At 71.4% G+C, this 21,020-nt stretch carries 21 protein-coding genes; 11 read left to right on the top strand and 10 right to left on the bottom strand.

Translation table 11 applies throughout. The annotated features are described in order from the left end of the window. Positions 1-6: 6 nt before the first annotated feature. The 3 genes from AVTE2539_RS25900 to AVTE2539_RS25890 all read right to left on the bottom strand — a co-directional run bounded on the left by AVTE2539_RS25900 (position 7) and on the right by AVTE2539_RS25890 (position 2,444). The gene (locus AVTE2539_RS25900) at positions 7-417 is read right to left on the bottom strand and encodes a structural protein P5 (protein WP_284415166.1); all 411 of its coding nucleotides are present in this window, start codon (positions 415-417) and stop codon (positions 7-9) included. 353 nt (positions 418-770) lie between these two features. After that, positions 771-1,094 (bottom strand): DUF1840 domain-containing protein, encoded by a 324-nt coding sequence (locus AVTE2539_RS25895; RefSeq protein WP_284415164.1) that lies wholly within the window; start codon positions 1,092-1,094, stop codon positions 771-773. A gap of 60 nt (positions 1,095-1,154) precedes the next feature. Next, positions 1,155-2,444: a class I SAM-dependent methyltransferase gene (locus AVTE2539_RS25890; RefSeq protein WP_284415162.1), complete on the bottom strand. Its 1,290-nt coding sequence runs from the start codon at positions 2,442-2,444 to the stop codon at positions 1,155-1,157. 117 nt (positions 2,445-2,561) lie between these two features. On the opposite strand from AVTE2539_RS25890, the gene AVTE2539_RS25885 reads away from it, so the two are divergent. The 7 genes from AVTE2539_RS25885 (at position 2,562) to AVTE2539_RS25855 (ending at position 9,989) form a co-directional block, all read left to right on the top strand. Next, complete coding sequence (locus AVTE2539_RS25885) at positions 2,562-4,991, top strand: bifunctional salicylyl-CoA 5-hydroxylase/oxidoreductase (protein WP_284415160.1); 2,430 nt, start codon at positions 2,562-2,564, stop codon at positions 4,989-4,991. Positions 4,992-4,995: 4 nt separating this feature from the next. After that, positions 4,996-5,496 carry a MarR family winged helix-turn-helix transcriptional regulator gene (locus tag AVTE2539_RS25880; protein ID WP_272567036.1) on the top strand — a complete coding sequence of 167 codons (501 nt, stop codon included), beginning with the start codon at positions 4,996-4,998 and terminating at the stop codon, positions 5,494-5,496. Continuing rightward, positions 5,493-6,347: an enoyl-CoA hydratase family protein gene (locus AVTE2539_RS25875; RefSeq protein WP_284415158.1), complete on the top strand. Its 855-nt coding sequence runs from the start codon at positions 5,493-5,495 to the stop codon at positions 6,345-6,347. The genes AVTE2539_RS25880 and AVTE2539_RS25875 overlap by 4 nt, the downstream gene beginning before the upstream one ends. Before the next feature lie 4 nt (positions 6,348-6,351). Further along, on the top strand, positions 6,352-7,626 hold the full coding sequence (locus AVTE2539_RS25870; RefSeq protein WP_284415156.1) for an acyl-CoA dehydrogenase family protein: 1,275 nt from the start codon (positions 6,352-6,354) through the stop codon (positions 7,624-7,626). Beyond that, on the top strand, positions 7,623-9,302 hold the full coding sequence (locus AVTE2539_RS25865) for an AMP-binding protein (RefSeq protein ID WP_284415153.1): 1,680 nt from the start codon (positions 7,623-7,625) through the stop codon (positions 9,300-9,302). The genes AVTE2539_RS25870 and AVTE2539_RS25865 overlap by 4 nt, the downstream gene beginning before the upstream one ends. After that, positions 9,299-9,700, top strand: coding sequence for a RidA family protein (locus AVTE2539_RS25860; protein WP_272567030.1), 402 nt, complete (start codon positions 9,299-9,301; stop codon positions 9,698-9,700). Before AVTE2539_RS25865 ends, AVTE2539_RS25860 begins: the two co-directional genes overlap by 4 nt. Positions 9,701-9,818: 118 nt before the next feature. Beyond that, positions 9,819-9,989, top strand: a complete 171-nt coding sequence (locus AVTE2539_RS25855; protein ID WP_272567028.1) for a hypothetical protein — start codon at positions 9,819-9,821, stop codon at positions 9,987-9,989. A gap of 107 nt (positions 9,990-10,096) precedes the next feature. Here AVTE2539_RS25855 and AVTE2539_RS25850 read toward each other — a convergent pair whose 3' ends face one another. The 4 genes from AVTE2539_RS25850 to AVTE2539_RS25835 all read right to left on the bottom strand — a co-directional run bounded on the left by AVTE2539_RS25850 (position 10,097) and on the right by AVTE2539_RS25835 (position 15,242). Further along, positions 10,097-12,631 (bottom strand): TonB-dependent siderophore receptor, encoded by a 2,535-nt coding sequence (locus AVTE2539_RS25850; RefSeq protein ID WP_284415151.1) that lies wholly within the window; start codon positions 12,629-12,631, stop codon positions 10,097-10,099. A 139-nt stretch (positions 12,632-12,770) separates the two neighbouring features. After that, complete coding sequence (locus tag AVTE2539_RS25845) at positions 12,771-13,763, bottom strand: FecR family protein (RefSeq protein ID WP_284415149.1); 993 nt, start codon at positions 13,761-13,763, stop codon at positions 12,771-12,773. Further along, the gene (locus AVTE2539_RS25840) at positions 13,760-14,272 is read right to left on the bottom strand and encodes a sigma-70 family RNA polymerase sigma factor (RefSeq protein WP_284415147.1); all 513 of its coding nucleotides are present in this window, start codon (positions 14,270-14,272) and stop codon (positions 13,760-13,762) included. Before AVTE2539_RS25840 ends, AVTE2539_RS25845 begins: the two co-directional genes overlap by 4 nt. Positions 14,273-14,360: 88 nt before the next feature. After that, complete coding sequence (locus AVTE2539_RS25835) at positions 14,361-15,242, bottom strand: class I SAM-dependent methyltransferase (protein WP_284415145.1); 882 nt, start codon at positions 15,240-15,242, stop codon at positions 14,361-14,363. Between the two features lie 74 nt (positions 15,243-15,316). Here AVTE2539_RS25835 and AVTE2539_RS25830 point away from each other — a divergent pair, with 74 nt between their 5' ends. Together AVTE2539_RS25830 and AVTE2539_RS25825 are read left to right on the top strand one after the other, a co-directional pair. Next, on the top strand, positions 15,317-15,751 hold the full coding sequence (locus AVTE2539_RS25830; RefSeq protein ID WP_284415143.1) for a helix-turn-helix domain-containing protein: 435 nt from the start codon (positions 15,317-15,319) through the stop codon (positions 15,749-15,751). 71 nt (positions 15,752-15,822) lie between these two features. Beyond that, positions 15,823-16,371, top strand: a complete 549-nt coding sequence (locus tag AVTE2539_RS25825) for a hypothetical protein (RefSeq protein ID WP_284415141.1) — start codon at positions 15,823-15,825, stop codon at positions 16,369-16,371. Between the two features lie 15 nt (positions 16,372-16,386). On the opposite strand, the gene AVTE2539_RS25820 is transcribed toward AVTE2539_RS25825, so the two are convergent. Beyond that, entirely contained in the window at positions 16,387-17,073 is a 687-nt protein-coding gene (locus tag AVTE2539_RS25820; protein ID WP_284415139.1) for a DNA-3-methyladenine glycosylase I, read from the bottom strand. 95 nt (positions 17,074-17,168) lie between these two features. Here AVTE2539_RS25820 and AVTE2539_RS25815 point away from each other — a divergent pair, with 95 nt between their 5' ends. Next, on the top strand, positions 17,169-18,386 hold the full coding sequence (locus tag AVTE2539_RS25815; protein WP_284415137.1) for an aminopeptidase: 1,218 nt from the start codon (positions 17,169-17,171) through the stop codon (positions 18,384-18,386). Next, complete coding sequence (locus tag AVTE2539_RS25810; RefSeq protein WP_284401443.1) at positions 18,379-18,687, top strand: polyhydroxyalkanoic acid system family protein; 309 nt, start codon at positions 18,379-18,381, stop codon at positions 18,685-18,687. Before AVTE2539_RS25815 ends, AVTE2539_RS25810 begins: the two co-directional genes overlap by 8 nt. Before the next feature lie 80 nt (positions 18,688-18,767). Here AVTE2539_RS25810 and AVTE2539_RS25805 read toward each other — a convergent pair whose 3' ends face one another. Then, on the bottom strand, positions 18,768-19,022 hold the full coding sequence (locus AVTE2539_RS25805) for an acyl-CoA-binding protein (RefSeq protein WP_284415135.1): 255 nt from the start codon (positions 19,020-19,022) through the stop codon (positions 18,768-18,770). Between the two features lie 109 nt (positions 19,023-19,131). Further along, positions 19,132-20,985, bottom strand: coding sequence for a methyl-accepting chemotaxis protein (locus AVTE2539_RS25800; protein WP_284415133.1), 1,854 nt, complete (start codon positions 20,983-20,985; stop codon positions 19,132-19,134). Positions 20,986-21,020 lie beyond the last annotated feature (35 nt).

Raw genomic sequence — 21,020 nt, 5'->3', positions numbered from 1 at the left:
GGGCGTTCAGTACGCGCTGACCGCCCGGGCGATCAACCCATCCGGATAGGGCTGCATGCCGTTTTCCAGCTGCACGATGGTGCGCATGACCGGCGGCAGGGTCGCGGCGTTCAGGCAGATGAAGGCGTGCGGGCTGATGTCCAGGCTGCCGGCGACCTGCCGCACGTAGTCGCAGGGGTCGCACTCGCCGCAGGCTGCCCAGCGGCGGATGATGCCGTCGATGGTGCACAGCTGGTACTTGGCCTGGTAGTTGCGCAGCAGCAGGGCCATGGCGCGCAGGCCCCAGTACGGCTCGCAGAACACCACGAACCGGGCGTCGGCCGACTGGTCCTCGGCCATGCCGCGCCAGCCAATGTGGTTGCGCACGATGTTGCCGGGATTGTGGTTGCGGATGCCGCGCGGAACGAGAGTCAACATGAAAAGCGGTGAGAACGCAGGATATGGTGCCCACGGTGGGGCGCTGGGCCCGGGTCTCGCGTCACGGTCGCTCGACCCCTGGCTTCGGACTCGAACTGTAGGTGCCCGGGTCCTGAAATTCACGCTTTCCACGCCGCGCTGAAGCAGGATTCAGAACTTTTAAGGTCGGGCCGGCCCGATCGGCACCACGGGTGCCGCGCTGCGGAAATTCGAAACGTTCTCGCCTGAAAAATCCGGCATGCCGGCCCCGATCCTGGCCTTCACTTCCTCCGCCAGGAGGGACTTGCGTGCCGCGGCCGACGCCCGCGTGCCCGGCCTCATGGCGGCCTGCCGCAGCGCCGGTCCGGCCTGGTTCACCAGACCACGTCGTGCCCTTCCGCGGCGCTGCGTTGGAGCATGTCGATGATCGGCGCCGCGCGCTGGCGCAGGCGCACGGTGTCGGGGCGCTCGCCCGCATCGTCGTCCTCACTGCCCGGCGCCTCGCCGGCATCGGACCGACCCTTGGCGTCGTCGGCTGCGACGGCGGCTTCCAGTGCCTGGAGCGCGGCGGGGATCTGCGCGGCAGTGACGATGCCGTGCGGGTCGGTGCCCTTGCCCATGATCTGCAGCAGCTGGCGGCCGTTGGCCTCCAGCATGATGACGTCGGCGGTGGCGCGGGATTTGAACTTGTACAGCATGGGTGGCGAGGGTCCTTGGTAAGGGTGGGTAGGTAGGGGTGATGGGGTGGCTTGCAGCCGTCAATGCCCGGCCGGGCCGGTGCGTGAATGCATGTAGTCGCGGGTGAAAGGATAGTCCGACTGGGCCCCGCGCAGGGCGCCGGTGGCCAGGTCGCCGTCGGGCCGCGCGGCCAGCATCTGGTGCAGGGCCATCCAGCCGCGCTCGAATCCCATGGCGCTGCCGGCCAGGTAGAGGCGGTAGGCGCGCAGGGCACGCTCGCCCTGCGGCGCGCCGACCCCGGCCGAGAGCACGCGCAGCGCTTCCTGCAGCCGCGCCTCCAGCGTGTCGGACCAGGCCCAGAGCGTGCGCGCGTAGTGCGGGCGCAGGTTCTCGGTGTCCACCATCTCCAGGCCGCTGGCCGCCAGATCGTGCAGCACGGCGCTCACATGCAGCAACTCGCCGCCCGGGAAGATGTACTTTTCGATGAAGTCGCCCAGGCCGGCGCCCAGCTGCGCGTTGTCCACGCCGCCCGAGGTGATGCCGTGGTTGAGCAGCAGCCCGCCGGGCCGCAAAAGCCGGCGCACGGTGGCGAAGTAATCGGGCATGTGCGCGCGGCCCACGTGCTCGAACATGCCCACCGAGGCGATGCGGTCGAACGGCGCGGGCTCGGGGTGCTGCAGTTCGCGGTAGTCGCGCAGTTCCATGCGCACGCGGCCCGACAGGCCCCGCTCGGCGATGAGGCGCGACACGTGCGCGTGCTGGTTGCGCGACAGGGTGATGCCGGTGGCGTCCACGCCATAGTGCTCGGCCGCCCACAGCAGCAGCCCGCCCCAGCCCGCGCCGATGTCCAGGAAGCGCTGGCCCGGCGCGAGCCGCAGCTTGCGGCAGATGTGGTCGAGCTTGGCCTCCTGCGCCTGGGCCAGGTCCATGGCGCCGTCGCGGTAGTAGGCGCACGAATACACACGGCGCGGGTCCAGCCACAGGGCGTAGAAGTCGTCGGACAGGTCGTAGTGAAACCGCACCTGCTGCGCATCGCGCGTGATGGTGTGCACCGCGCGCGAGCGGGCGCGGGCCATCATGCGCGTCCACCACCCGGCCTGTTCGCGCGCCGGGTCGCCGTGCAGCAGGGCGGCGGCGGCCGCCACCAGGTCGCGCATGCGGCCTTCGAAGCGCACGCGCCCCTCGACGATGGCCGCGCCCAGGTCGCCCACCTCGCCCGAGAGCAGCGCCGCCAGCGAGCGGCGGTCGCGGAACTGCAGCGCCACCGGGGCCTGCGCACGGCCCAGCCGCTGCCCGCCGGGCAGTTCGAGCGAGAGGTCCACCGGCAGGGATTCCAGCCGGGCTTGCAGGGCGTGCAGCAGCGGTTTCATGGCCGTCGATTCTTGAACCGCCCCAACGCCTCGTCAATGGCCGTTGTCCGACACGGGCGCGACCGATCGGCACAGGCCCCATTGACAGTAATTCGTTTAAGCCTAAACTGTTTTCACATGAACATCCTGTGCATCGGCGGTGGTCCCGCCGGCCTTTATTTCGCCCTGCTGATGAAGCGGCAGGACCCGGCGCACCGCGTCGTGGTGGTGGAGCGCAACCGGCCGTTCGACACCTTCGGCTGGGGCGTGGTGCTGTCGGACCAGACGCTGGCCAACCTGCAGGCGGCCGATCCCGAAACCGCCGCGCAGATCGGCGATGCGTTCAACCACTGGGACGACGTGGCGGTGTTCCTGCGCGGGCGCAGCGTGCGCTCCAGCGGCCACGGCTTTTGCGGCATCGGGCGCAAGCGGCTGCTCAACATCCTGCAGGAGCGCTGCCTGGCGCTGGGCGTGGAGCTGGTGTTCGAGACCGACGTGGCCGACGACCAGGCGCTCGCCGCGCGCTACCGAGCCGACCTGGTGATCGCCAGCGACGGCCTGAACAGCCGCATCCGCACGCGCTATGCCGAGGTCTTCCAGCCCGACATCGACCTGCGCCAGTGCCGCTTCGTGTGGCTGGGCACGCACCAGAAGTTCGAGGCCTTCACCTTCGCGTTCGAAGAGACCGAGCACGGCTGGTTCCAGGCGCATGCCTACCAGTTCGATGCCGACACCTCCACCTTCATCGTCGAGACGCCCGAGGCCGTGTGGCAGGCCCACGGGCTGGACCGCATGGAGCAGCCCGAGGCCATCGCCTTCTGCGAACGGCTTTTCGCGCCCTACCTGGGCGGGCACGCGCTCATCAGCAACGCCACGCACCTGCGCGGCTCGGCCAACTGGATCCGCTTTCCGCGCGTGATCTGCCGCACCTGGGTGCATCGGGAAACCATCGGCGGCAAGGCCGTGCCCATCGTGCTGATGGGCGATGCCGCGCACACGGCGCATTTCTCGATCGGCAGCGGCACCAAGCTCGCGCTGGAAGACGCCATCGACCTGGCCCAGACGCTGGCCACCGGCGCGACCCTGGAGCAGGCGCTGCACGACTACCAGGCGCGCCGCAGCGTCGAGGTGCTCAAGATCCAGAACGCCGCGCGCAACTCCACCGAGTGGTTCGAGAACGTGGCGCGCTACAGCCGGCTGCCGGTGGAGCAGTTCGCCTATTCGCTGCTCACGCGCAGCCAGCGCATCAGCCACGAGAACCTGCGCCTGCGCGACGCGCGCTGGCTGGAGGGCTACGAGGCCTGGCTGGCCCAGGCGCGTCCCACGGTCGGCGCGGCGCCGGCCCCGGCACCCGCCGGCGTGCCCGGCGACAGCGGCGCCGCGGTGCCGCCCATGCTCACGCCCTTCACGCTGCGCGGCCTCACGCTCGATAACCGCATCGTCGTCTCGCCCATGGCCACCTACAGCGCGGTCGAGGGCGTGCCGCAGGACTTCCACCTGGTGCACCTGGGCGCCCGCGCCCTCGGCGGCGCGGCGCTGGTGATGGTGGAGATGACCGCCCCCACGCCCGACGGCCGCATCACCCCCGCCTGCACCGGGCTGTGGAACGATGCGCAGCAGGCCGCCTTCACGCGCATCGTCGATTTCGTGCACGGCAGCAGCCGCGCGAAGATCGGCCTGCAACTGGGCCACAGCGGCCCCAAGGGCTCCACGCGCGTGGGCTGGGAGGGCACGGACGAGCCCCTGCCCGAGGGCGATCCGCACGGCAATTGGCCGCTGCGCGCCGCCAGCGCCCTGCCCTACGGCCCGCAGAACCAGACGCCCGCCGCGCTGACGCGCGCCGACATGGACGCGCTCACCGCCGCCTTCGTGGCCAGCGCCCGGCGTGCCGCGGCCTGCGGCTTCGACTGGCTGGAGCTGCACTGCGCGCACGGCTACCTGCTGGCCAGCTTCATCAGCCCGCTCACCAACCAGCGCACCGACGAATACGGCGGCCGCCTGGAAAACCGCTGCCGCTACCCGCTCGAAGTATTCGCGGCGGTGCGCGCCGTGTGGCCCGCCGAGCGCCCGATGAGCGTGCGCATCTCGGCCCACGACTGGGCGCCCGGCGGCACCACGCCGGACGACGCCGTGGCGATGGCGCGGTGGTTCAAGGCCGCGGGCTGCGACCTGATCGACGTCTCTTCCGGCCAGACCACGCGCGCCGCCCGGCCGGTGTACGGGCGCATGTACCAGACGCCGTTCGCCGACCGCATCCGCAACGAGGTGGAGATCGCCACCATGGCCGTGGGCGCCATCAGCGAGGCGGACCATGCCAACAGCATCATCGCCGCCGGCCGCGCCGACCTCTGCGCCCTCGCCCGCCCGCACCTGGCCGACCCGGCCTGGACGCTGCACGCCGCCGCGCAACTGGGCGAGACGGCCAGCCGCCACGTGCACTGGCCGCGCCCCTACGGCCCGGGCCGCGACCAGCTGCTGCGCGAGGCCTCCAAGCAAAAACAGGCCCCAGCGCAATCGATACTAGGGCATACCGCTATTAAAACAATAGCAAACGATGCCCTGGACTGAAACCATGGACCTCGAAGCCCGCCTGCACGGCGCCGCCCCCAGCGAGCACCCCGAGGCCCTGCGCCTGTGGCTGCGCCTGCTCACCTGCACGCAACTGGTGGAAAAGCAGGTGCGCACCCGCCTGCGCGACCAGTTCGGCACCACGCTGCCGCGCTTTGACCTGATGGCGCAGCTCGAACGCGCGCCGGAGGGCCTGAAGATGAAGGACCTCTCGCGCCGCATGATGGTCACCAGCGGCAACGTGACCGGCATCACCGACCAGCTCGTCGCCGAAGGGCTGGTGGAACGCGTGGACGTGGCGGGCGACCGCCGCGTGTTCCTCGTGCGGCTCACGCCGCGCGGGCGCGAACAGTTCGACGCGATGGCCCACGCGCACGCGCAGTGGATCGTCGAGGCCTTCGGCCCGCTCGGCGAGCGCGACATCGCCAGCCTGCACCGGCTGCTCGGCAAGGTGAAGGCCCACGCCCAGGCAGCCACCCCCACCCTCCAGGAAACCAACGCATGAAGCACTACATCTCCGCGGGCAACCCCATGCGCCCGCAGTTCGAGCCCCGGGCCCCCTACGCGGCACGGCACTTCGCCTGGCAGTTCGACCGCGGCGTGGGCACCATCACGCTGGACCGGCCCGAGCGCAAGAACCCGCTGACATTCCAGAGCTATGCCGAACTGCGCGACTTCTTCGGCGCGCTGCGCACGGCGACCGACGTGAAGGCCGTGGTGGTGACCGGCGCGGGCGGCAACTTCTGTTCGGGCGGCGACGTGCACGAAATCATCGGCCCGCTCACCGGCATGACCATGCCCGAACTGCTGGAGTTCACGCGCATGACGGGCGACCTGGTGAAGGCCATCCGCGCCTGCCCGCAGCCGGTGCTGGGCGCCATCGACGGCATCTGTGCCGGCGCCGGCGCCATGGTGGCGCTGGCCTGCGACCTGCGCTACGGCACGCCCGCCGCACGCACCGCGTTCCTGTTCACCCGCGTGGGCCTGGCCGGCGCCGACATGGGCGCCTGCGCGCTGCTGCCGCGCATGATCGGGCAGGGCCGCGCCTCCGAGCTGCTGTTCACCGGCCGCGCGATGACGGCGCAGGAAGGGCTGGCCTGGGGCTTCTTCAACGGCCTGCACGAATCGGCCGACCTGCTCGCCCACGTGCAGGCCGCGGCCCGCTCGCTGGCCGAGGGCCCCACCTTCGCGCACGGCATGACCAAGACCATGCTGGGCCAGGAGTGGAGCATGACCATCGACCAGGCCATCGAGGCCGAGGCCCAGGCGCAGGCCATCTGCATGCAGACGCAGGACTTCCGCCGCGCCTACGAGGCGTTCGCGGCCAGGCAGAAACCCGTGTTCGCGGGGGATTGAGGCCATGCACGCCGCCACGCCCCCCGCGCCCACCGCCCCGCCCACGGCGCACCTCGCCCTGCCGTTCTTCGGCGAAGCCCACCGGGCATTGATGGATGGCCTCGTGCCCTGGGCCGCCGCGCAGGCGGTGGACGAATCCGACGACCGCGCCGCCTGCCGCGAGTGGGTGCGCCGCCTGGGCGACGGCGGCTGGCTGCGCTACTGCGTGCCCGCCGCGCACGGCGGCGCGCTGGCCGAACTCGATTCCCGCGCGCTGGTGCTGCTGCGCGAGACCCTGGCCTACCACTCGCCCCTGGCCGACTTCGCCTTCGCCATGCAGGGCCTGGGCAGCGGCGCGATCACGCTGGCCGGCAGCGCCGCGCAGCAGGCGCGCTACCTGCCCGCCGTGGCACGCGGCGAGAAGATCGCCGCCTTCGCGCTCAGCGAGCCCGAGGCCGGCTCCGACGTCGGCGCTATGAAAACAATAGCAATACAGACAAACAATCCGCCGGCATCGGGCCCGAACGGCTCCGATACCGCGGGCGAGTCCATAGGTGCCTATGCGCTGAACGGCACCAAGACGTGGATCAGCAACGGCGGCATCGCCGACTTCTACTGCGTCTTCGCCAAGACCGACCCGGCCGGCGGCACGCGCGGCATCAGCGCCTTCATCGTCGATGCGCCCACGCCGGGCCTGGACGATTCGCGCCCCATCCATGTGATGGCGCCGCACCCGCTGGCCACGCTGGCGTTCGACGGCTGCACCGTGCCGGCCGATGCGCTGCTGGGCGAGCTGCACGGCGGCTTCAAGCTGGCCATGCGCACGCTGGACATCTTTCGCGCCTCGGTGGCGGGCGCCGCGTTGGGGCTGGCGCGGCGCGCACTCGCCGAGGCGGTGCACCATGCGCGCACGCGCCGCATGTTCGGCCAGACGCTGGGCGACTTCCAGCTCACGCAGGCCAAGCTGGGCGAGATGGCGGCGCTGGTCGACGGCGCGGCGTTGCTCACGTACCGGGCGGCCTGGATGCGCGACGAGAGCTTGCTATCTGGGCGGGCGGGCAACGCCACCGAGGCTCGCCATCGCAGCGTCGCCGCTGCGATGGCCAAGATGACCGCCACCGAGAACGCCCAGCGCGTGATCGACATGGCCCTGCAGATGCACGGCGGGCGCGGCGTCGAGGTGGGCGCCAAGATCGAATCGCTGTACCGCGACATCCGCGCGCTGCGCATCTACGAAGGCGCCACCGAGGTACAGCAACTCATCATCGGCAAAGCCGTCTTGCAGGAGCAGCAGGCATGACCCCCAGCGCACAGCCCGACACCTTCGTCCACGACCGCCTGCCGCCGCGCGAGCAGTGGCCCGCGCTGCACTACGACCTGCCCTCGCTGCAGGTGCCGGCGCAGGCCAACCTCGTGCAGGTGCTGTTCGATCGCGCCGCGCAGGCAGGCCACGGCGGGCGGCCGCTGCTGCGCTCGCCCACGCGCACCTGGACCTACGCGCAGGCGCAGGACGAGGTCGCACGCATCGCCCGCGTGCTGGTGGACGGCCTGGGCCTGGTGCCCGGCAACCGCGTGCTGCTGCGCGGCGGCAACACGCCCGAGATGGCGCTCGCCTGGCTGGCCGTGGTGCATGCCGGGCTGGTGGCGGTGGCCACCATGCCGCTGCTGCGCGCGCGGGAGCTGTCCGACGTGATCGAGCGCGCCCAGCCCGCCGCCGCGCTGTGCGACGGCCGGCTGCTGGACGAGCTGCAGGCCGCGCAGGCACAGCACCCGGTGCTGCGCGCCATCGTGCCCTTCCACACCGCGCCGGCGGCCGACGACCTGCTGGTGCGCGCGGACGGCTGCGCGCCGCTGCCCGCCTGCCCCACCGCGGCGGACGACATCGCGCTCATGGCCTTCACCTCCGGCACTACGGGGCACCCGAAAGCGCCCGTGCACAGCCACCGCGACGTGCTGGCCGCCTGCGGCGCGTGGCCGCACCACGTGCTGCGCTCCACGCCCGAGGACATCGTGGTCGGCTCGCCGCCGCTGGCCTTCACCTTCGGGCTGGGCGGGCTGCTGCTCTTTCCCATGGCCGCCTGCGCGAGCGTGTACTTTCCCGACGTGCCCTACACCCCCGAGGTGATGGTGCGGCTGATGCGCGAGGTGGGCGCCACCGTCTGCTACACCGCGCCCACCTTCTACCGGCAGATGGCGCCCTTCGCCAAGGCCCTGGGCCTGCCCGCGCTGCGCACCTGCGTGAGTGCGGGCGAGGCCCTGCCGGACGCCACGCGCCAGCTGTGGAAGGACGCCACCGGCATCGAGATGACCGACGGCATCGGCGCCACCGAGATGTTCCACATCTTCATCTCGTCGGCCGGCAGCGAGGTGCGCCGCGGCGCCATCGGCCGCGTGGTGCCGGGCTACCAGGCCAAGGTGGTGGACGGGCGCGGGCGCGAGCTGCCCCGCGGCACGGTCGGCAAGCTCGCCGTGATCGGCCCCACGGGCTGCCGCTACCTGGACGATGCGCGCCAGGCCAACTACGTGAAGAACGGCTGGAACCACCCGGGCGACGCCTTCGTGCAGGACGCCGACGGCTACTTCTTCTACCAGGCGCGCGACGACGACATGATCATTACGGCCGGCTACAACGTGGGCGGCCCGGAGGTCGAAGATGCGCTGCTGCGCCACCCCGCCGTGGCCGAGTGCGCCGTGATCGGGGTGCCCGACGACGAGCGCGGCATGGTCGTCAAGGCCATCTGCGTGCTGCGCCCCGGCCATGCCGGCGACGACGCCCTGGCCAAGGCGCTGCAGGACCACGTGAAGGCCAGCATCGCCCCCTTCAAATACCCGCGCATCGTGGAGTTCGCCACCACCCTGCCGCGCACCGAGACCGGCAAGCTGCAGCGCTTCAAGCTGCGCCAGGCCGCCGCGCTGGCCCGCGACAGCGCGGCCGCTGCGGCCGCATCCGCACCCATTCCCGCCCCCAAGACATGACCCTTCACACCCGACTGCAACCGCCCGACTGGGCGCCCCCCAAGGGCTACGCCAACGGCGTGGCCGCCCGCGGCACGCTGCTCTTCGTGGGCGGCCAGATCGGCTGGAACGCCCGCCAGGAGTTCGAGAGCGACGACTTCATCGTCCAGGCCCGCCAGACCTTCCTGAACGTGCGCGCCGTGCTGGAGGCCGGCGGCGCCGGCCCCGAGCACCTGGTGCGCATGACCTGGTACGTGGTGGACCGCGAGGAATACAACGCGCGCCTGAAAGAGCTGGGCACGGCCTACCGCGAGGTGCTGGGCCGGCACTTTCCGGCCATGGCCTGCGTGCAGGTCGCCGGCCTCATGGAAGCGCGCGCGCGCATCGAGATCGAGGCCACCGCCGTGCTGCCGGACTGAGCGCGGCCCCCTGCACTTCCCAGCGCCCCGGCAGGGGCGGAAACGGCCCGCACCGGGCACGGCTGCACGATGTGGCCTAATAGCGTGTTTTTCACTTTTCTCTCCAGGAGCCTCCCAAATGGGCAACAAGATCGTTACCGAAGCCGACCGCAAGCGCACCCCCCGTCCCCAGCCACTGCCCGGCGTGACCCTGGCCACCCCCGGCCGCGGCCAGCGCGTGAGCCTGGAGCGTGGCGTCGCCACCCGCAGCAAGAAGAACCCCGGCAAGCGCTCCAAGAAGGGCGGCTGAAAAGCCCCCTTCGCGCCCAGCGCAACGCCAAAGCCCTCTCCGGAGGGCTTTTTTCATGGTGCGATGGTGGCGCCCCGACGCGGCGGCGCCGCGCTCGGCCCGCCGGCTCAGAACCGGTAGCGCGCCGTCACCTGCGCACTGCGCGGCGCGCCGTACATGCCCGAGTACCACCAGCCCGACATCGCGGCGATGTACTTGCGGTCGAACACGTTCTGCACGTTCAGCGCGACCGACAGGCGATCGTTCACCTCGTAGCGGGCCATGAGGCTGGCCACGGCGTAGGCCTTCTGGCGCGCGGTCACCGTGCGGTCGATCTGCCAGGCGTCGATGTCGTAGTGGATGCCGCTGTTCCAGTCCACGCCGCCGCCCAGGGTCAGGCGGCTCCAGTCGCCCGGCGCGCGCCACGTGGTCCAGACCCGCGCCATTTGCCGTGGGAAGGTGGTGTTCACGCGGGTGCCGGCTGCGTTCCTGGACTGGCTGAAGTTGTACGAGGCCGAGAGGTTCCAGCCAGGCGCCAGGGTGCCGTTGACCTCCAGGTCCATGCCCTGCGTCTTCACGCCCTTCATCGCGCGGGAGGCGGTGTTGGTGGTGCCGGGCACGAAGTAGCCGCTGTCGGCCTCGGCGACGTTGTCCTGGCGGATCCAGTAGGCCGAGGCGCTGGTGGTCACCCGGCCGCCGAGCCAGGCGCTCTTCACGCCCGCCTCGTAGGTGTCGCCCTGGGTCGGGTCCAGCTGCGTGCCGTTGCGGTCCTGGGCGTTCTGCGGCGCGTAGATGGTCGCGAAGCTGGCGTACAGCGTGTGCGCCGGGCTCAGGTCGAACACGATGCCGCCGTAGGGCGTGAAGACGCGGCGCTCGGAGACCGGCGAGGTCGTGTGGTAGCCCTCGGTGGTGTCGGTGATGTAGTCGCTGCCGAAATTCATCAGCTTGCCGCCCACGATGAGCTTCCATTGCGGGGCCAGTTCGAAGCGGCCGGCGGCATACAGGCTTTTCTGCCGGCGGGTGCTGTCGAAGGTGACGAAGTCGGGCCCGAAGACGGGGCTGCCGCTGTTGTTCCAGCGATGTATGTTGATCGGCAGGTCGCGCAGCCCGGTGGTGTCGAAACTGCCGGTGGTCAGGCTGCGGAAGTCGGTGTGGTCGATGCCCACCAGCGCTTCGTGCTGGCGGCCGAACAGCTCGAACGGGCCGCTGAGCTTGAGGTCGACGGTCTCGTTGTCCAGCCGGTAGTCGCGCCGCTCGCTGGCCAGCCTCAGGCCATCGCCGGTGACCGGATCGAACAGGCTGCTGCTCACGGCCAGGTAGGTGGCGTCCTCGCGCTGGCGCGAGCGCAGCTTGTCCACCGAGAGCTTGAGCTTCCAGCCGTTGCCGAACACCTGTTCCAGCGAGGCGAAGGCGTTGTCGGAGTTCGTGTCGAAGCGGTTGCTGCGGCTGGCGCTGCTGAACGACACGGGAAAATCGTTCTGCTGCCCCGCGGCATTGATGAGCGGAAAGCCCAGATAGGCCGTCGATCCGCGCGAGGCGCTTTCCTGGTGGTCGATGCCGGCGGTGAGCTTCAGGGTGCGGGTCAGGTCGGCTTCGACCACGCCGTACAACACGTCCTTCTTGCGGCTGTAGAAGTCGATGTAGCTGTCGCCCTCCTGGTGCACCGCCACCATGCGCGCGCGCACGCTGCCCTCGGCATTGAGCGGCGACGACAGGTCGATGACGCCGCGCCGCTGGCCCCACGATCCGCCACCGAGTTCGGCCAGGCCCTGGAACTCGGCCGTGGGCTTCTTGCGCACCATGTTCACGATGCCCGAAGGGTCGCCCGCGCCGGTGGTCAGCCCCGAGGCGCCGCGCAGCACCTCGATCCGGTCGTACAGCGCCATGTCGGCGATGCCCTGGGCGGGCAAGGCGTCCAGCCCCAGGAATTCCGTGTGGGTGCTGATGCCGTCGAGCTGGTAGTTCGTGATGGGGTAGCCGCGCGCGTTGGCGTTGGAGCGTTCCGTGCCCAGCGCCGCGGTGGCAATGCCGGGGGTGCGCGCCAGCACGTCGTTGATGGTCGTGAGGTGCTCGTCGTCCATGCGCTGCCGGGTGATGACGCTGACCGACTGCGGGGTCTCGCGCACGCTCAGGGCCAGGCCGGTGGCGGCGCTGCTGGGGCCGCGCGGCACATAGCTGCCAGTGCCCTCCGACGGCCCGTCGGTTTCGGCGTCGGCCACCACGCGCACCTCGGCCAGCGTGGCTCCGGCGGCCGCGCCCCGGGCGGGGATGGCCGATGCGGCAGGCGCGCTGCCTGGCAGCACCGTGAGGGCGCCGCCGGCGGTGCGGCCCAGCACCAGGGCGCTGCCGGCCAGGGCCTGCTGCGCGGCCTGCTCGGCGGTGAAGCGGCCCCGGATGGCTGGTGCCCGCTTGCCGGCCAGCAGCGCCGGGTCGGCACTGATGCTGCGTCCGCCCTGGCGCGCGATCAGGGTGAGGGTGTCGTCCAGGGCGCCCGGGGCCAGGTCCCACGCCTGGACGGCCGCGCCGGCCGCAGGGGGCGCCGCCTGGGCTTGCGCCTGGGCAGGCAGGGCATGGCCCAACGAAAGCGCGAGGGCGATGGGCAGCAGGGCGCCCGGCGGGCGGGGGAGATGGCGCCAGACGGCGGCGCGGGAGAGGAAGGCCATGGATTGCTCGATGAGGGGGAGGTGGATGCGGAGGGTTGGGCAGCGCTGCATTCCCATTGACACGCGAGCGCGCCAAAACCCCTCATCAATCCCATCCATCCCCCATTCCGGCATGGGCTGCCCCCCCGCTGCAGCCCCCTCAGACCTGGGGCCGAAGGTCCACCTGGACCAGCCAGGGGCCCCAGCGCCGCACCGCGATGGGATGGGTGTCCACCAGGGTCTGCAGGGTCGCCTCCGGCCGGTCCAGCGCGAACACGCCGAAGATCCGCAGTTGCGCCGCCGCCGGACTGACGCGCATCACCGCCGCGCTGTAGGGCCGCAACGCGGCCAGCACCTCGCCCAGGGGCGCGTTCTTCACCTGGATCACGCCATCGGCCCAGGCCGCCGGCGCCAGGGGCGGTGCCACCACGGGCTCGATGGCACTGCCCACCAGCCGGGCGCTGTCGCCCGCGCGCAGCGTCATTTCGGGACCCGAAGGCAGCGCCAGCCGCACGCTGTGCTCGATCACGTGGACCAGGCTGCTGCCGTCGCCCTGCCGCACCATGAAGCGGGTGCCCAGAGCGCGGGCCGTGCCCTGCGCGCTGCGCACCACGAAGGGCCGGTCGGTGCCAGCCGCCGCCACACGCACCGACACCGCGCCCTCGCGCAGCACCACGAGGCGCTCGCGGTCTCCATAGGCGATGTCCACGGCGGAGCGCGCATCCAGGGTGAGTTCGCTCCCGTCGGGCAGGCGGTGGACTCGCCGCTGGCCGGTGCCCGTGCGCAGGTCGGCGGCCAGGGTGGCCAGGGGCGCCTGGCGGTCGAGCAGCCAGGCGGCCAGCGCCACGGCCAGCGCCCCGCCAGTGCCGCCGGCCAGCAGGCGGCGGCGCTGTGCGGCGCGCGGTACCGGCGCCAGCAGCGCGCGCCGGCTGGCGCCGCCGGCGGGGGCATCGGCCTGGCGGATCTGCAGCAGCTCCGCATCCAGCCCTTGCAGGCGGGACTGCAGGGCCGACCAGGCCTGGCGGTGGTCGGGCGCCTGCTGCAACCAGTGGGCGAAGGCGCGCCGGGTCTCGTCGCTGGCCTGGTCCGAGTCCAGGCGCACATGCCAGTCGGCGGCCTGCTCCAGGGCCGGTGCGTGCAGCCCGGTTTTCATCGGTGGCCCGGGCCGGTTGGCAGGTTGCACAGGTGCAGCAGGGCCTGCTTGAGGTAGCGCTCCACCGTGGCCAGAGAGACGTTCATCTCCTGCGCGATCTCCGTGTGCTTCATGCCGTCGAGCCGCCGCAGCAAAAAGGCCTGGCGCACCTTGGGCGCGAGGCCGGACAGCCATTGGTCGACGGCCTCGATGGCCTCGCGCACCAGCGCATAGTCTTCCGGCGAGGGCGACACCTCGGGGGGCAGTGCGGCCAGCGCCTCCAGCCAGGCCCGCTCCAGGTCGCGCCGGCGCCAGCGGTTGTAGAGCAGGCGCTTGGCCAGCGTGGTGAGGTACGCGCGGGGTTCCTGCAATCGCTCCGCCTGCCGGCTCGCCATCAGGTTGACAAAGGTGTCCTGGGTCAGGTCCGACGCCTCGAAGGCATTGCCCAGCTGGCGCGCCAGCCACGCGTGCAGCCACGCCCGGTGGTCGCGGTAGAGGGTTTCGACGTCCTGGCAGGCAGCGGCAGGCATGGGGGGTGGAAGCGGCTGGAAGCCACCGCTCGAAAATACGAATGAATCTCATTTTATCATCGCACCCCGCCTCTTCGGCCCGGGATGCTCAGCCCCGGGAACCACCCGCCGTGGCCTGCGCGGCGATCCGCCAGCAGGCCGCGCCGAAGCGTACCGCCTCGCCCTGCACAAAGGGCTCGAAAGCCGCTCGCGCGGCCGCGACGACCCGGGTGCGGGTCGGCCCGTCGGCGCTGCGCAGGGCCAGGCCGACCGGGCCGAGGCCGGTGAAATAAGGCACCAGTTCGTCGCGCCGCAGCGTGCAGACGACATCCAGGGGCTCGATCTCGATGCCGGCCCAGCCACTGGCCCGCAGGATGCCCGCCACCCGCTCGCGGTCCGCGAACGCGAACTGGCCCGGCGCATCCGGCTGGCGCACGGGCAGGCCCGGCAGCAGCGGGGCGGTGGCGCGCTCGGCGGCCGTCATGAAGGGGTTCTCCGCCGCGCTGCGCCACGCGACGGCGCACAGGCTGGCGCCGGGGCGCGCCGCGCGGCGCAGGTTCGCGAACGCCGCCACCGGGTCGCCGAAGAACATGACCCCGAAGCGCGACACCAGCCGATCCACGGAAGCCGGCGCGAACGCATGGGTCTGCGCATCGGCACAGACGAAGTCCGCGCGGGGCGCCGTCAGCCCCTCGCGCAGGCCGCGCTGGCGCGCCGCAGCGACCATGGGCGCGGAAAGGTCGATCCCGGTGCAGCGCCCTTGGTCGCCCAGCCGGCGCGCGATGGCCAGCGTGGTGGCCCCGGTGCCGCAGCCGATGTCGAGCACCTGCATGCCGGGCCCCGCGCCAGGGGCGTCGGCCGCCTCGGCGAGCAGGGCCTCGAAGGGCGCGAACATGCGGTCGAGCAGGGGCTGCGCCTGGACCCAGGCGTGGCCGGCGGCGCCGTTCCAGAGCGCGGCTTGCGGGGAATCGATCGAAAGGGGTGGGTTCATGGCGGCCTCCTGGGTGCCTGGAAAGGGAGTGAAAGCTAGACTGTGCGACTTCAAGCCGACTTGAGGTCAAGCCCATGGAGATCCTGGACATCGCCGAGGTGGCACGCCGTTCGGGCCTGCCGGCATCGACGCTGCGCTTCTACGAAGAAAAAGGCCTGATCGCCTCCGTCGGGCGCCACGGCCTGCGGCGGCTGTTCGATGCGGGCGTGGTGGAGCGGCTCGCGCTCGTCGCGCTCGGGCGGGCGGCCGGCTTCTCGCTCGACGCCATCGGGCAGATGTTCGGCCCCGACGGCCAGCCGCGCATCGACCGCGACCGGCTCCTGGCCCAGGCCGACGACCTGGACACCACCATCCGCCAGCTCACCGCCATGCGCGACGGGCTGCAGCACGCCGCGCGCTGCAAGGCCCCCAGCCACATGGAATGCCCCACCTTCCGGCGCCTCCTGCGAGCCGCCGGGGCGGGGGCTGCCATCGGCCATCCCAGGCGGCCCGCCGATCCAGGCCACTGACCCGCCAGGGCCCCATGGCCTGCGGCAAAGGGCACAATCGATCCACCCTTTCCACCTGCCGGGACCGCACCATGTCCACCCACCTTTCACCGAACGACGCCGGCGCCCTGTACCAGGCGTTGCAGGCGGGCCCGCTGGCCGGAAGCCCCATCACGGCGCTGCGCATCGGAGCGGGCCACTCGTCCATCGCCAGCGGCACCCAGGCCCAGGCCCGGCTGCTGCGCACCCTGGAAGTGGGCTACTACGCCACGGCCGCCGCCTGCTTTCGCCACGATCCCCCGGCCGAGGGCGAACTGGAGCACGCCATCCAGGTGGTGGAAGAGGCCGTGATGCCCGTGCACGCGGTGCTGCCGCCGGACACCACGCTCTACACGGCCGATGCCGGCATCCGCCAGGTGGCGCTGGCGGCCGGCATCGAAGCCCAGCCCGAGATGACCCTGCCGCTCGATGCCGTGGAGCGCACCTTCAACCGCCTGGTCTCGGTGGCCCTGGGCCGCCCGCCCGCCCAGGAGGGCCTGCCCGAGGGCTCCGCCTTCGCCGCCACGCTGCTCATCCTGCGCGAATGCATGCAGCACCTGGGCTTCGACCGCATCGTGATCCGCTCCGACACGGTGGTGTAGCCCGCGGCCCGGCGATCAGCCCGGACCGGGCACCACGAACGCCGCACGCGCCGCCTGGGCCGCCGCGCGCACGCTGCAGCCTTCGAAGTGGTCGTTGACCAGCCCCATGGCCTGCATGAAGGCATAGACCGTGGTGGGGCCGACGAAGCTGAAACCCCGTTTTTTCAAGTCCTTGGACATCGCCACCGAAGCCGGCGTGGTGGGCATGGCGCGCACCGACTCCAGCGTGATGCGGCCGGGGCGCCCCTCGGCGGCGGCCGGGGCGAAACGCCACACGTAGTGCGCCAGCGAGCCGAACTCGCGGCGCAGTTCCAGCACGCGCTGCGCGTTCTGGATGGCCGACTCGATCTTGCCGCGGTGGCGCACGATGCCGGCATCGCCCAGCAGCCGCTGCACGTCGGCCGCACCGAAGCGCGCCACCTGCTCGGCGTCGAAATGGGCAAACCCGGCGCGGAAGGCTTCGCGCTTGTTCAGGATGGTGAGCCAGCTCAGGCCCGCCTGAAAGCCTTCCAGGCACAGCTTTTCATACAGGCGCCGGTCGTCCGCGACCGGAAAGCCCCATTCATGGTCGTGGTAGTGGCGGTACAGCGGCGTGGCGCTGCACCATTGGCAGCGGGCGCATCCGGCCTCGTCGGTGAACAGGCCACTGTCCGGGCTGGGAGACGGGTGGGCGGAAACGGGAGCGGAAAGAGGGGCGGGCATGCCGGGATTCTGCCCGCGCCCCGAACGCGGGGGCACCCGGCGGCGAACAATGGCTTTCGCTATCCTTGGCCCACCGACTGTCGACCCATCGCCGAATGCCACTGCCCCCCGCTCCCCCGTCACCCCTGCGGTCGCCCCGCCCCCTGCTGCTGCTGGCCGCCTCGCTCCTGCTCTCCGGCTGCGCCAGCACGGGGCAGTCGCTGGCGTACTACTGGCAGTCGGTGCGCGGGCACCTGCAGCTCATGCACGCGGCCGAACCCATCGACACGTGGCTCGCGCGGGGCGACACCTCGCAGCCGCTGCGCGATCGCCTGCAGCTGGCACAGGAGGCCCGGCGCTTCGCCGTGACCGAGCTGGCGCTGCCCGACAACGCCAGCTACCGCCGCTATGCCGACCTGGGCCGCCGCGCGGCCGTGTGGAACGTGGTGGCCGCGCCGCCCGATTCGCTCACGCTGCACCGCTGGTGCTTTCCGATCACGGGGTGCATCGGCTACCGCGGCTATTTCAACGAGGCCGATGCGCGCGCCGAGGCGGCTCGGCTGGCCACCGAGGGCCTGGAGGTGGGCGTGTACGGCGTGCCGGCGTATTCCACCCTGGGCTACATGAACTGGGCGGGCGGCGACCCGCTGCTCAACACCTTCATCGGCTGGCCCGAGGGCGAGTTCGTGCGGCTGCTCTTTCACGAGCTGGCGCACCAGGTCGTGTACGCCCATGGCGACACGCTGTTCAATGAATCGTTCGCCACCGCCGTGGAGCGCCTGGGCGTGGCGCGCTGGCTGGCCGAGCGCGCCACGCCGCAGGCGCGGGCCGACTACGCGCGCGGCGATGGCCGCCGCAACGCGTTCCGCGCGCTCACACGGAACGCCCGCGAGCGGTTGGCCGCCGTCTACGCGGCCCATGCGCCCCGTGCTTCGGAAGCCCCGGCCCCGGCCTCCGCCGCTGCGGCGGTCGCTGCGGCCGAAAACGCCGCTGCCAGCGCGGAGATGGCAACCTTGAAACAGAAGGCCATGCAGGCGTTTCGCGCCGATTACGCCGCGCTGCGCGCCCGCTGGATCGCCGAGGGCGGCGCCACCCCCGCGCAGCTGGCGGGCTACGACCGATGGGTGGCAGAGGCCAACAACGCCACGTTCGGCGCGCAGGCCGCCTACGACGAATGGGTGCCGGCCTTCGAGGCGCTGTTCGAGCGCGAAGGCCGCGACTGGCCGCGCTTTTATGATGCGGTGAAACGCCTCGCGGCCCTGCCGCACGAACAACGCCAGGCCGCCATGCGCGCCCTGCTGCCCACGCCATCCCCGGAGAAGCCCCTTGCCTGACATCCACATCCAACGCCCCCACCGGCTCGGCCTGCCCGAGGCCCGCAAGATCGCCGGCCTGTGGGCCCAGAAAGCCCAGGCCAAGTTCGACATGGAATGCGCCTACGAAGAAGGCGCGGCGCAGGACACGCTGCGCTTTCAGCGCCCGGGCATCGAAGGCACGCTGCAGGTGCATGCCGACCGCTTCGAACTGCAGGCGGAACTGGGTTTCCTGTTCAGCGCCTTCAAGGACCGCATCGCCGCCGAGATCGATGCGCAGTTCGACAAGCTGCTGGGCCGGCCGTCGCCCAGTGCGGCCTGAGCCGCATCGGCCACCGCAACAAAAATGCGGGGCCGCGCACTGCACGGCCCCGCATGGAAACACTGGCGCCCAGCGCGGCGTCAGCTCAGCGATTCGATGAGGTCGATGTACTGCTGGCGGGCGGCATCGCCCTCGGTGCCCTTGAGCTTTTCCCAGGCGTCCCATTTGGCGCGGCCGACCACATCGGAAAAGCTCGGCTTCTTCTCGGCGTTGTCGCCGGCCGTGGCCTGCTTGTAGAGCGCATAGATCTTGAGCAGCGTCGGGTTGTCGGGGCGCTCGCTGAGGTTCTTGGACTGGGCGACGGCGGCTTCGAACGCCGCGTTCAGATCGGACATGGAAAGGGTCTCCGTTGGTGGTCGAACTGCCATCTTAGGGCCTCTGTTCCACCTGCGCCCTGGAACGCCCGGAGTGCCGTGACCCCCATCGCATCAGCGCCGCATCCCGTCAAAAGGTTTCCCAGTCGCTCTCGGAGCCGGACCGGGAGGCCGGCGGCGCGGCGCGGTTCGCCGCCGCCGATGCCGAGGTGGTTTGCGCGGGCTTGGGCGCTGGCGAAGTGGCTGGTGGGGCATCGGTTGGCGATGCAGGCGGAGAGTCCGGCGCCTGCGGCCCGCCCTTTGGGCCCACGGCCGGCGACAAGCGCTTGACCGCCGGCTTGGCCGCAGTGGAAGCCGCAAACCGTGGTGCAGACACCGGCGCAGCCCGGGGTACCGGTGGTGGCGCCGCGGCGGGCAGTGCGCCCTCGCCGCCCAGGTGGAACACCGCGGTCGCGCGCACCAGTTCGCTGGCCTGGGCGTTCAGGCTGCTGGCCGCCGCGGCCATCTCCTCGACCAGGGCCGCATTCTGCTGCGTGGCTTGGTCCACGTGCGTGATGGCTTCGCTGATCTGGTCCACGCCGCTGCTTTGCTCGGCGCTGGCCGCGCTGATCTCGCCCATGAGGTCCGTGGCACGGCGGATCGCGGCCACCACCTCGGCCATGGTGTGGCCCGCCTTGTCCACCAGCGCGCTGCCGCGCTCCACCCGGTCCACGCTGGCGGTGATGAGGCCCTTGATCTCCTTGGCGGCCTCGGCGCTGCGCTGCGCGAGGCTGCGCACCTCCGATGCGACGACCGCGAAGCCCCGGCCCTGCTCGCCCGCGCGGGCCGCTTCCACCGCGGCGTTGAGGGCGAGGATGTTGGTCTGGAAGGCAATGCCATCGATCACGCCGATGATCTCGCCGATCTTGCCGCTGCTGTCCTGGATGCCGCGCATGGTGTCCACCACCTCGGCCACCACCGCGCCACCCTGCTCGGCCACCGAGGAGGCGGTCTGTGCCAGCTCGTTGGCCCGGCGCGCGCTGTCAGCGTTCTGCCGCACCGTGCTGCCCAGTTGCTCCGCCGACGCCGCGGTCTGCTCCAGGGCCGAGGCCTGCCGCTCCGTGCGCGAGGACAGGTCGTGGTTGCCGGCGTCGATCTCGCTGCTGGCGCCGGACACGCTTTCGGCGCTGGTCCGCACGGTCCGCACGACCGTGCCCAGCTGCGCACTCATGCTGGCCATGGCCGCCATGATGCTGTTCGTGTCCCCTGGCCGCACGGGAATGCGCGAGGCCAGATCGCCCGCCGCCACCGCGTCCGCGACACGCTTGAGCTCCGACGGGTCGGCGCCGAGTTGCCGCACCACCGTGCGCAGGTAGATGCTCAGGCCGGCCAGGCAGGCCACCACGGCCAGCACCGCGGCCGTCGCCACCGCACGGCCCGTGGCAGCGTATTCCTTCACGTCGTTGATGCGGGAAGACAGGCGCTCGCCCTGGCGGTCCTTTTCCAGGCCCAAGGGCGCCAGCAGGCGGTTGCGGGCGGGGATGGTCTGGTCCACCAGAAAGGCGAAGGCGTCTTCCTTGCGATCGGCCTGGATGAGCGCGAGGTTCTGCTCGCCGGTGGCCCAGAACGCACGCATGAGCGCAGGCAGGGGCTCATAGGCGCGCCGTCCTTCGTCGTTGACCATGTTGGCGCCGAACTCGTCGAGCGTCTTTTGCAGCAGCTGGCGCTTTTCGGCGATGTCGGCCAAGGTGGCGTTGCGCTCCTCCGGCGTGCGCGCCAGGATCGAGTGCCGCAGTTGCAGCGACACGCGCGTCACGTTCAGCTCCAGCGCCGCGATCCGCTGCAGCTGCGGCACGTTCCTGGAACGCACCACCTCCGCATCCTCGCTGATCTGCCCCATCATGATCCAGATCGCGACCGCCACCGCACCGAGCAGCAACAGGATGGCCCCGTTGATGAGCATCAGGCGGCGTGCGAGCGTGTTCCGTCCTTGTCGAACCTCCATGGCGATCCCCTCTGCATTTGATTGTTCTAACGGGC

Origin of the sequence: Acidovorax sp. SUPP2539, assembly GCF_030158975.1 — a bacterium.
GTDB lineage: Bacteria > Pseudomonadota > Gammaproteobacteria > Burkholderiales > Burkholderiaceae_C > Paracidovorax.
The sequence above is the reverse complement of the archived record's forward strand: the minus strand, read 5'-3'. Positions and strand labels throughout refer to the sequence as shown.

Excerpts from the sequence above, each read along its gene's own strand:
- AVTE2539_RS25900 (WP_284415166.1), bottom strand. The coding sequence starts at position 417 with ATGTTGACTCTCGTTCCGCGCGGCATCCGCAACCACAATCCCGGCAAC.
- AVTE2539_RS25895 (WP_284415164.1), bottom strand. The coding sequence starts at position 1,094 with ATGCTGTACAAGTTCAAATCCCGCGCCACCGCCGACGTCATCATGCTG.
- AVTE2539_RS25890 (WP_284415162.1), bottom strand. The coding sequence starts at position 2,444 with ATGAAACCGCTGCTGCACGCCCTGCAAGCCCGGCTGGAATCCCTGCCG.
- AVTE2539_RS25885 (WP_284415160.1), top strand. The coding sequence starts at position 2,562 with ATGAACATCCTGTGCATCGGCGGTGGTCCCGCCGGCCTTTATTTCGCC.
- AVTE2539_RS25880 (WP_272567036.1), top strand. The coding sequence starts at position 4,996 with ATGGACCTCGAAGCCCGCCTGCACGGCGCCGCCCCCAGCGAGCACCCC.
- AVTE2539_RS25875 (WP_284415158.1), top strand. The coding sequence starts at position 5,493 with ATGAAGCACTACATCTCCGCGGGCAACCCCATGCGCCCGCAGTTCGAG.
- AVTE2539_RS25870 (WP_284415156.1), top strand. The coding sequence starts at position 6,352 with ATGCACGCCGCCACGCCCCCCGCGCCCACCGCCCCGCCCACGGCGCAC.
- AVTE2539_RS25865 (WP_284415153.1), top strand. The coding sequence starts at position 7,623 with ATGACCCCCAGCGCACAGCCCGACACCTTCGTCCACGACCGCCTGCCG.
- AVTE2539_RS25860 (WP_272567030.1), top strand. The coding sequence starts at position 9,299 with ATGACCCTTCACACCCGACTGCAACCGCCCGACTGGGCGCCCCCCAAG.
- AVTE2539_RS25855 (WP_272567028.1), top strand. The coding sequence starts at position 9,819 with ATGGGCAACAAGATCGTTACCGAAGCCGACCGCAAGCGCACCCCCCGT.
- AVTE2539_RS25850 (WP_284415151.1), bottom strand. The coding sequence starts at position 12,631 with ATGGCCTTCCTCTCCCGCGCCGCCGTCTGGCGCCATCTCCCCCGCCCG.
- AVTE2539_RS25845 (WP_284415149.1), bottom strand. The coding sequence starts at position 13,763 with ATGAAAACCGGGCTGCACGCACCGGCCCTGGAGCAGGCCGCCGACTGG.
- AVTE2539_RS25840 (WP_284415147.1), bottom strand. The coding sequence starts at position 14,272 with ATGCCTGCCGCTGCCTGCCAGGACGTCGAAACCCTCTACCGCGACCAC.
- AVTE2539_RS25835 (WP_284415145.1), bottom strand. The coding sequence starts at position 15,242 with ATGAACCCACCCCTTTCGATCGATTCCCCGCAAGCCGCGCTCTGGAAC.
- AVTE2539_RS25830 (WP_284415143.1), top strand. The coding sequence starts at position 15,317 with ATGGAGATCCTGGACATCGCCGAGGTGGCACGCCGTTCGGGCCTGCCG.
- AVTE2539_RS25825 (WP_284415141.1), top strand. The coding sequence starts at position 15,823 with ATGTCCACCCACCTTTCACCGAACGACGCCGGCGCCCTGTACCAGGCG.
- AVTE2539_RS25820 (WP_284415139.1), bottom strand. The coding sequence starts at position 17,073 with ATGCCCGCCCCTCTTTCCGCTCCCGTTTCCGCCCACCCGTCTCCCAGC.
- AVTE2539_RS25815 (WP_284415137.1), top strand. The coding sequence starts at position 17,169 with ATGCCACTGCCCCCCGCTCCCCCGTCACCCCTGCGGTCGCCCCGCCCC.
- AVTE2539_RS25805 (WP_284415135.1), bottom strand. The coding sequence starts at position 19,022 with ATGTCCGATCTGAACGCGGCGTTCGAAGCCGCCGTCGCCCAGTCCAAG.
- AVTE2539_RS25800 (WP_284415133.1), bottom strand. The coding sequence starts at position 20,985 with ATGGAGGTTCGACAAGGACGGAACACGCTCGCACGCCGCCTGATGCTC.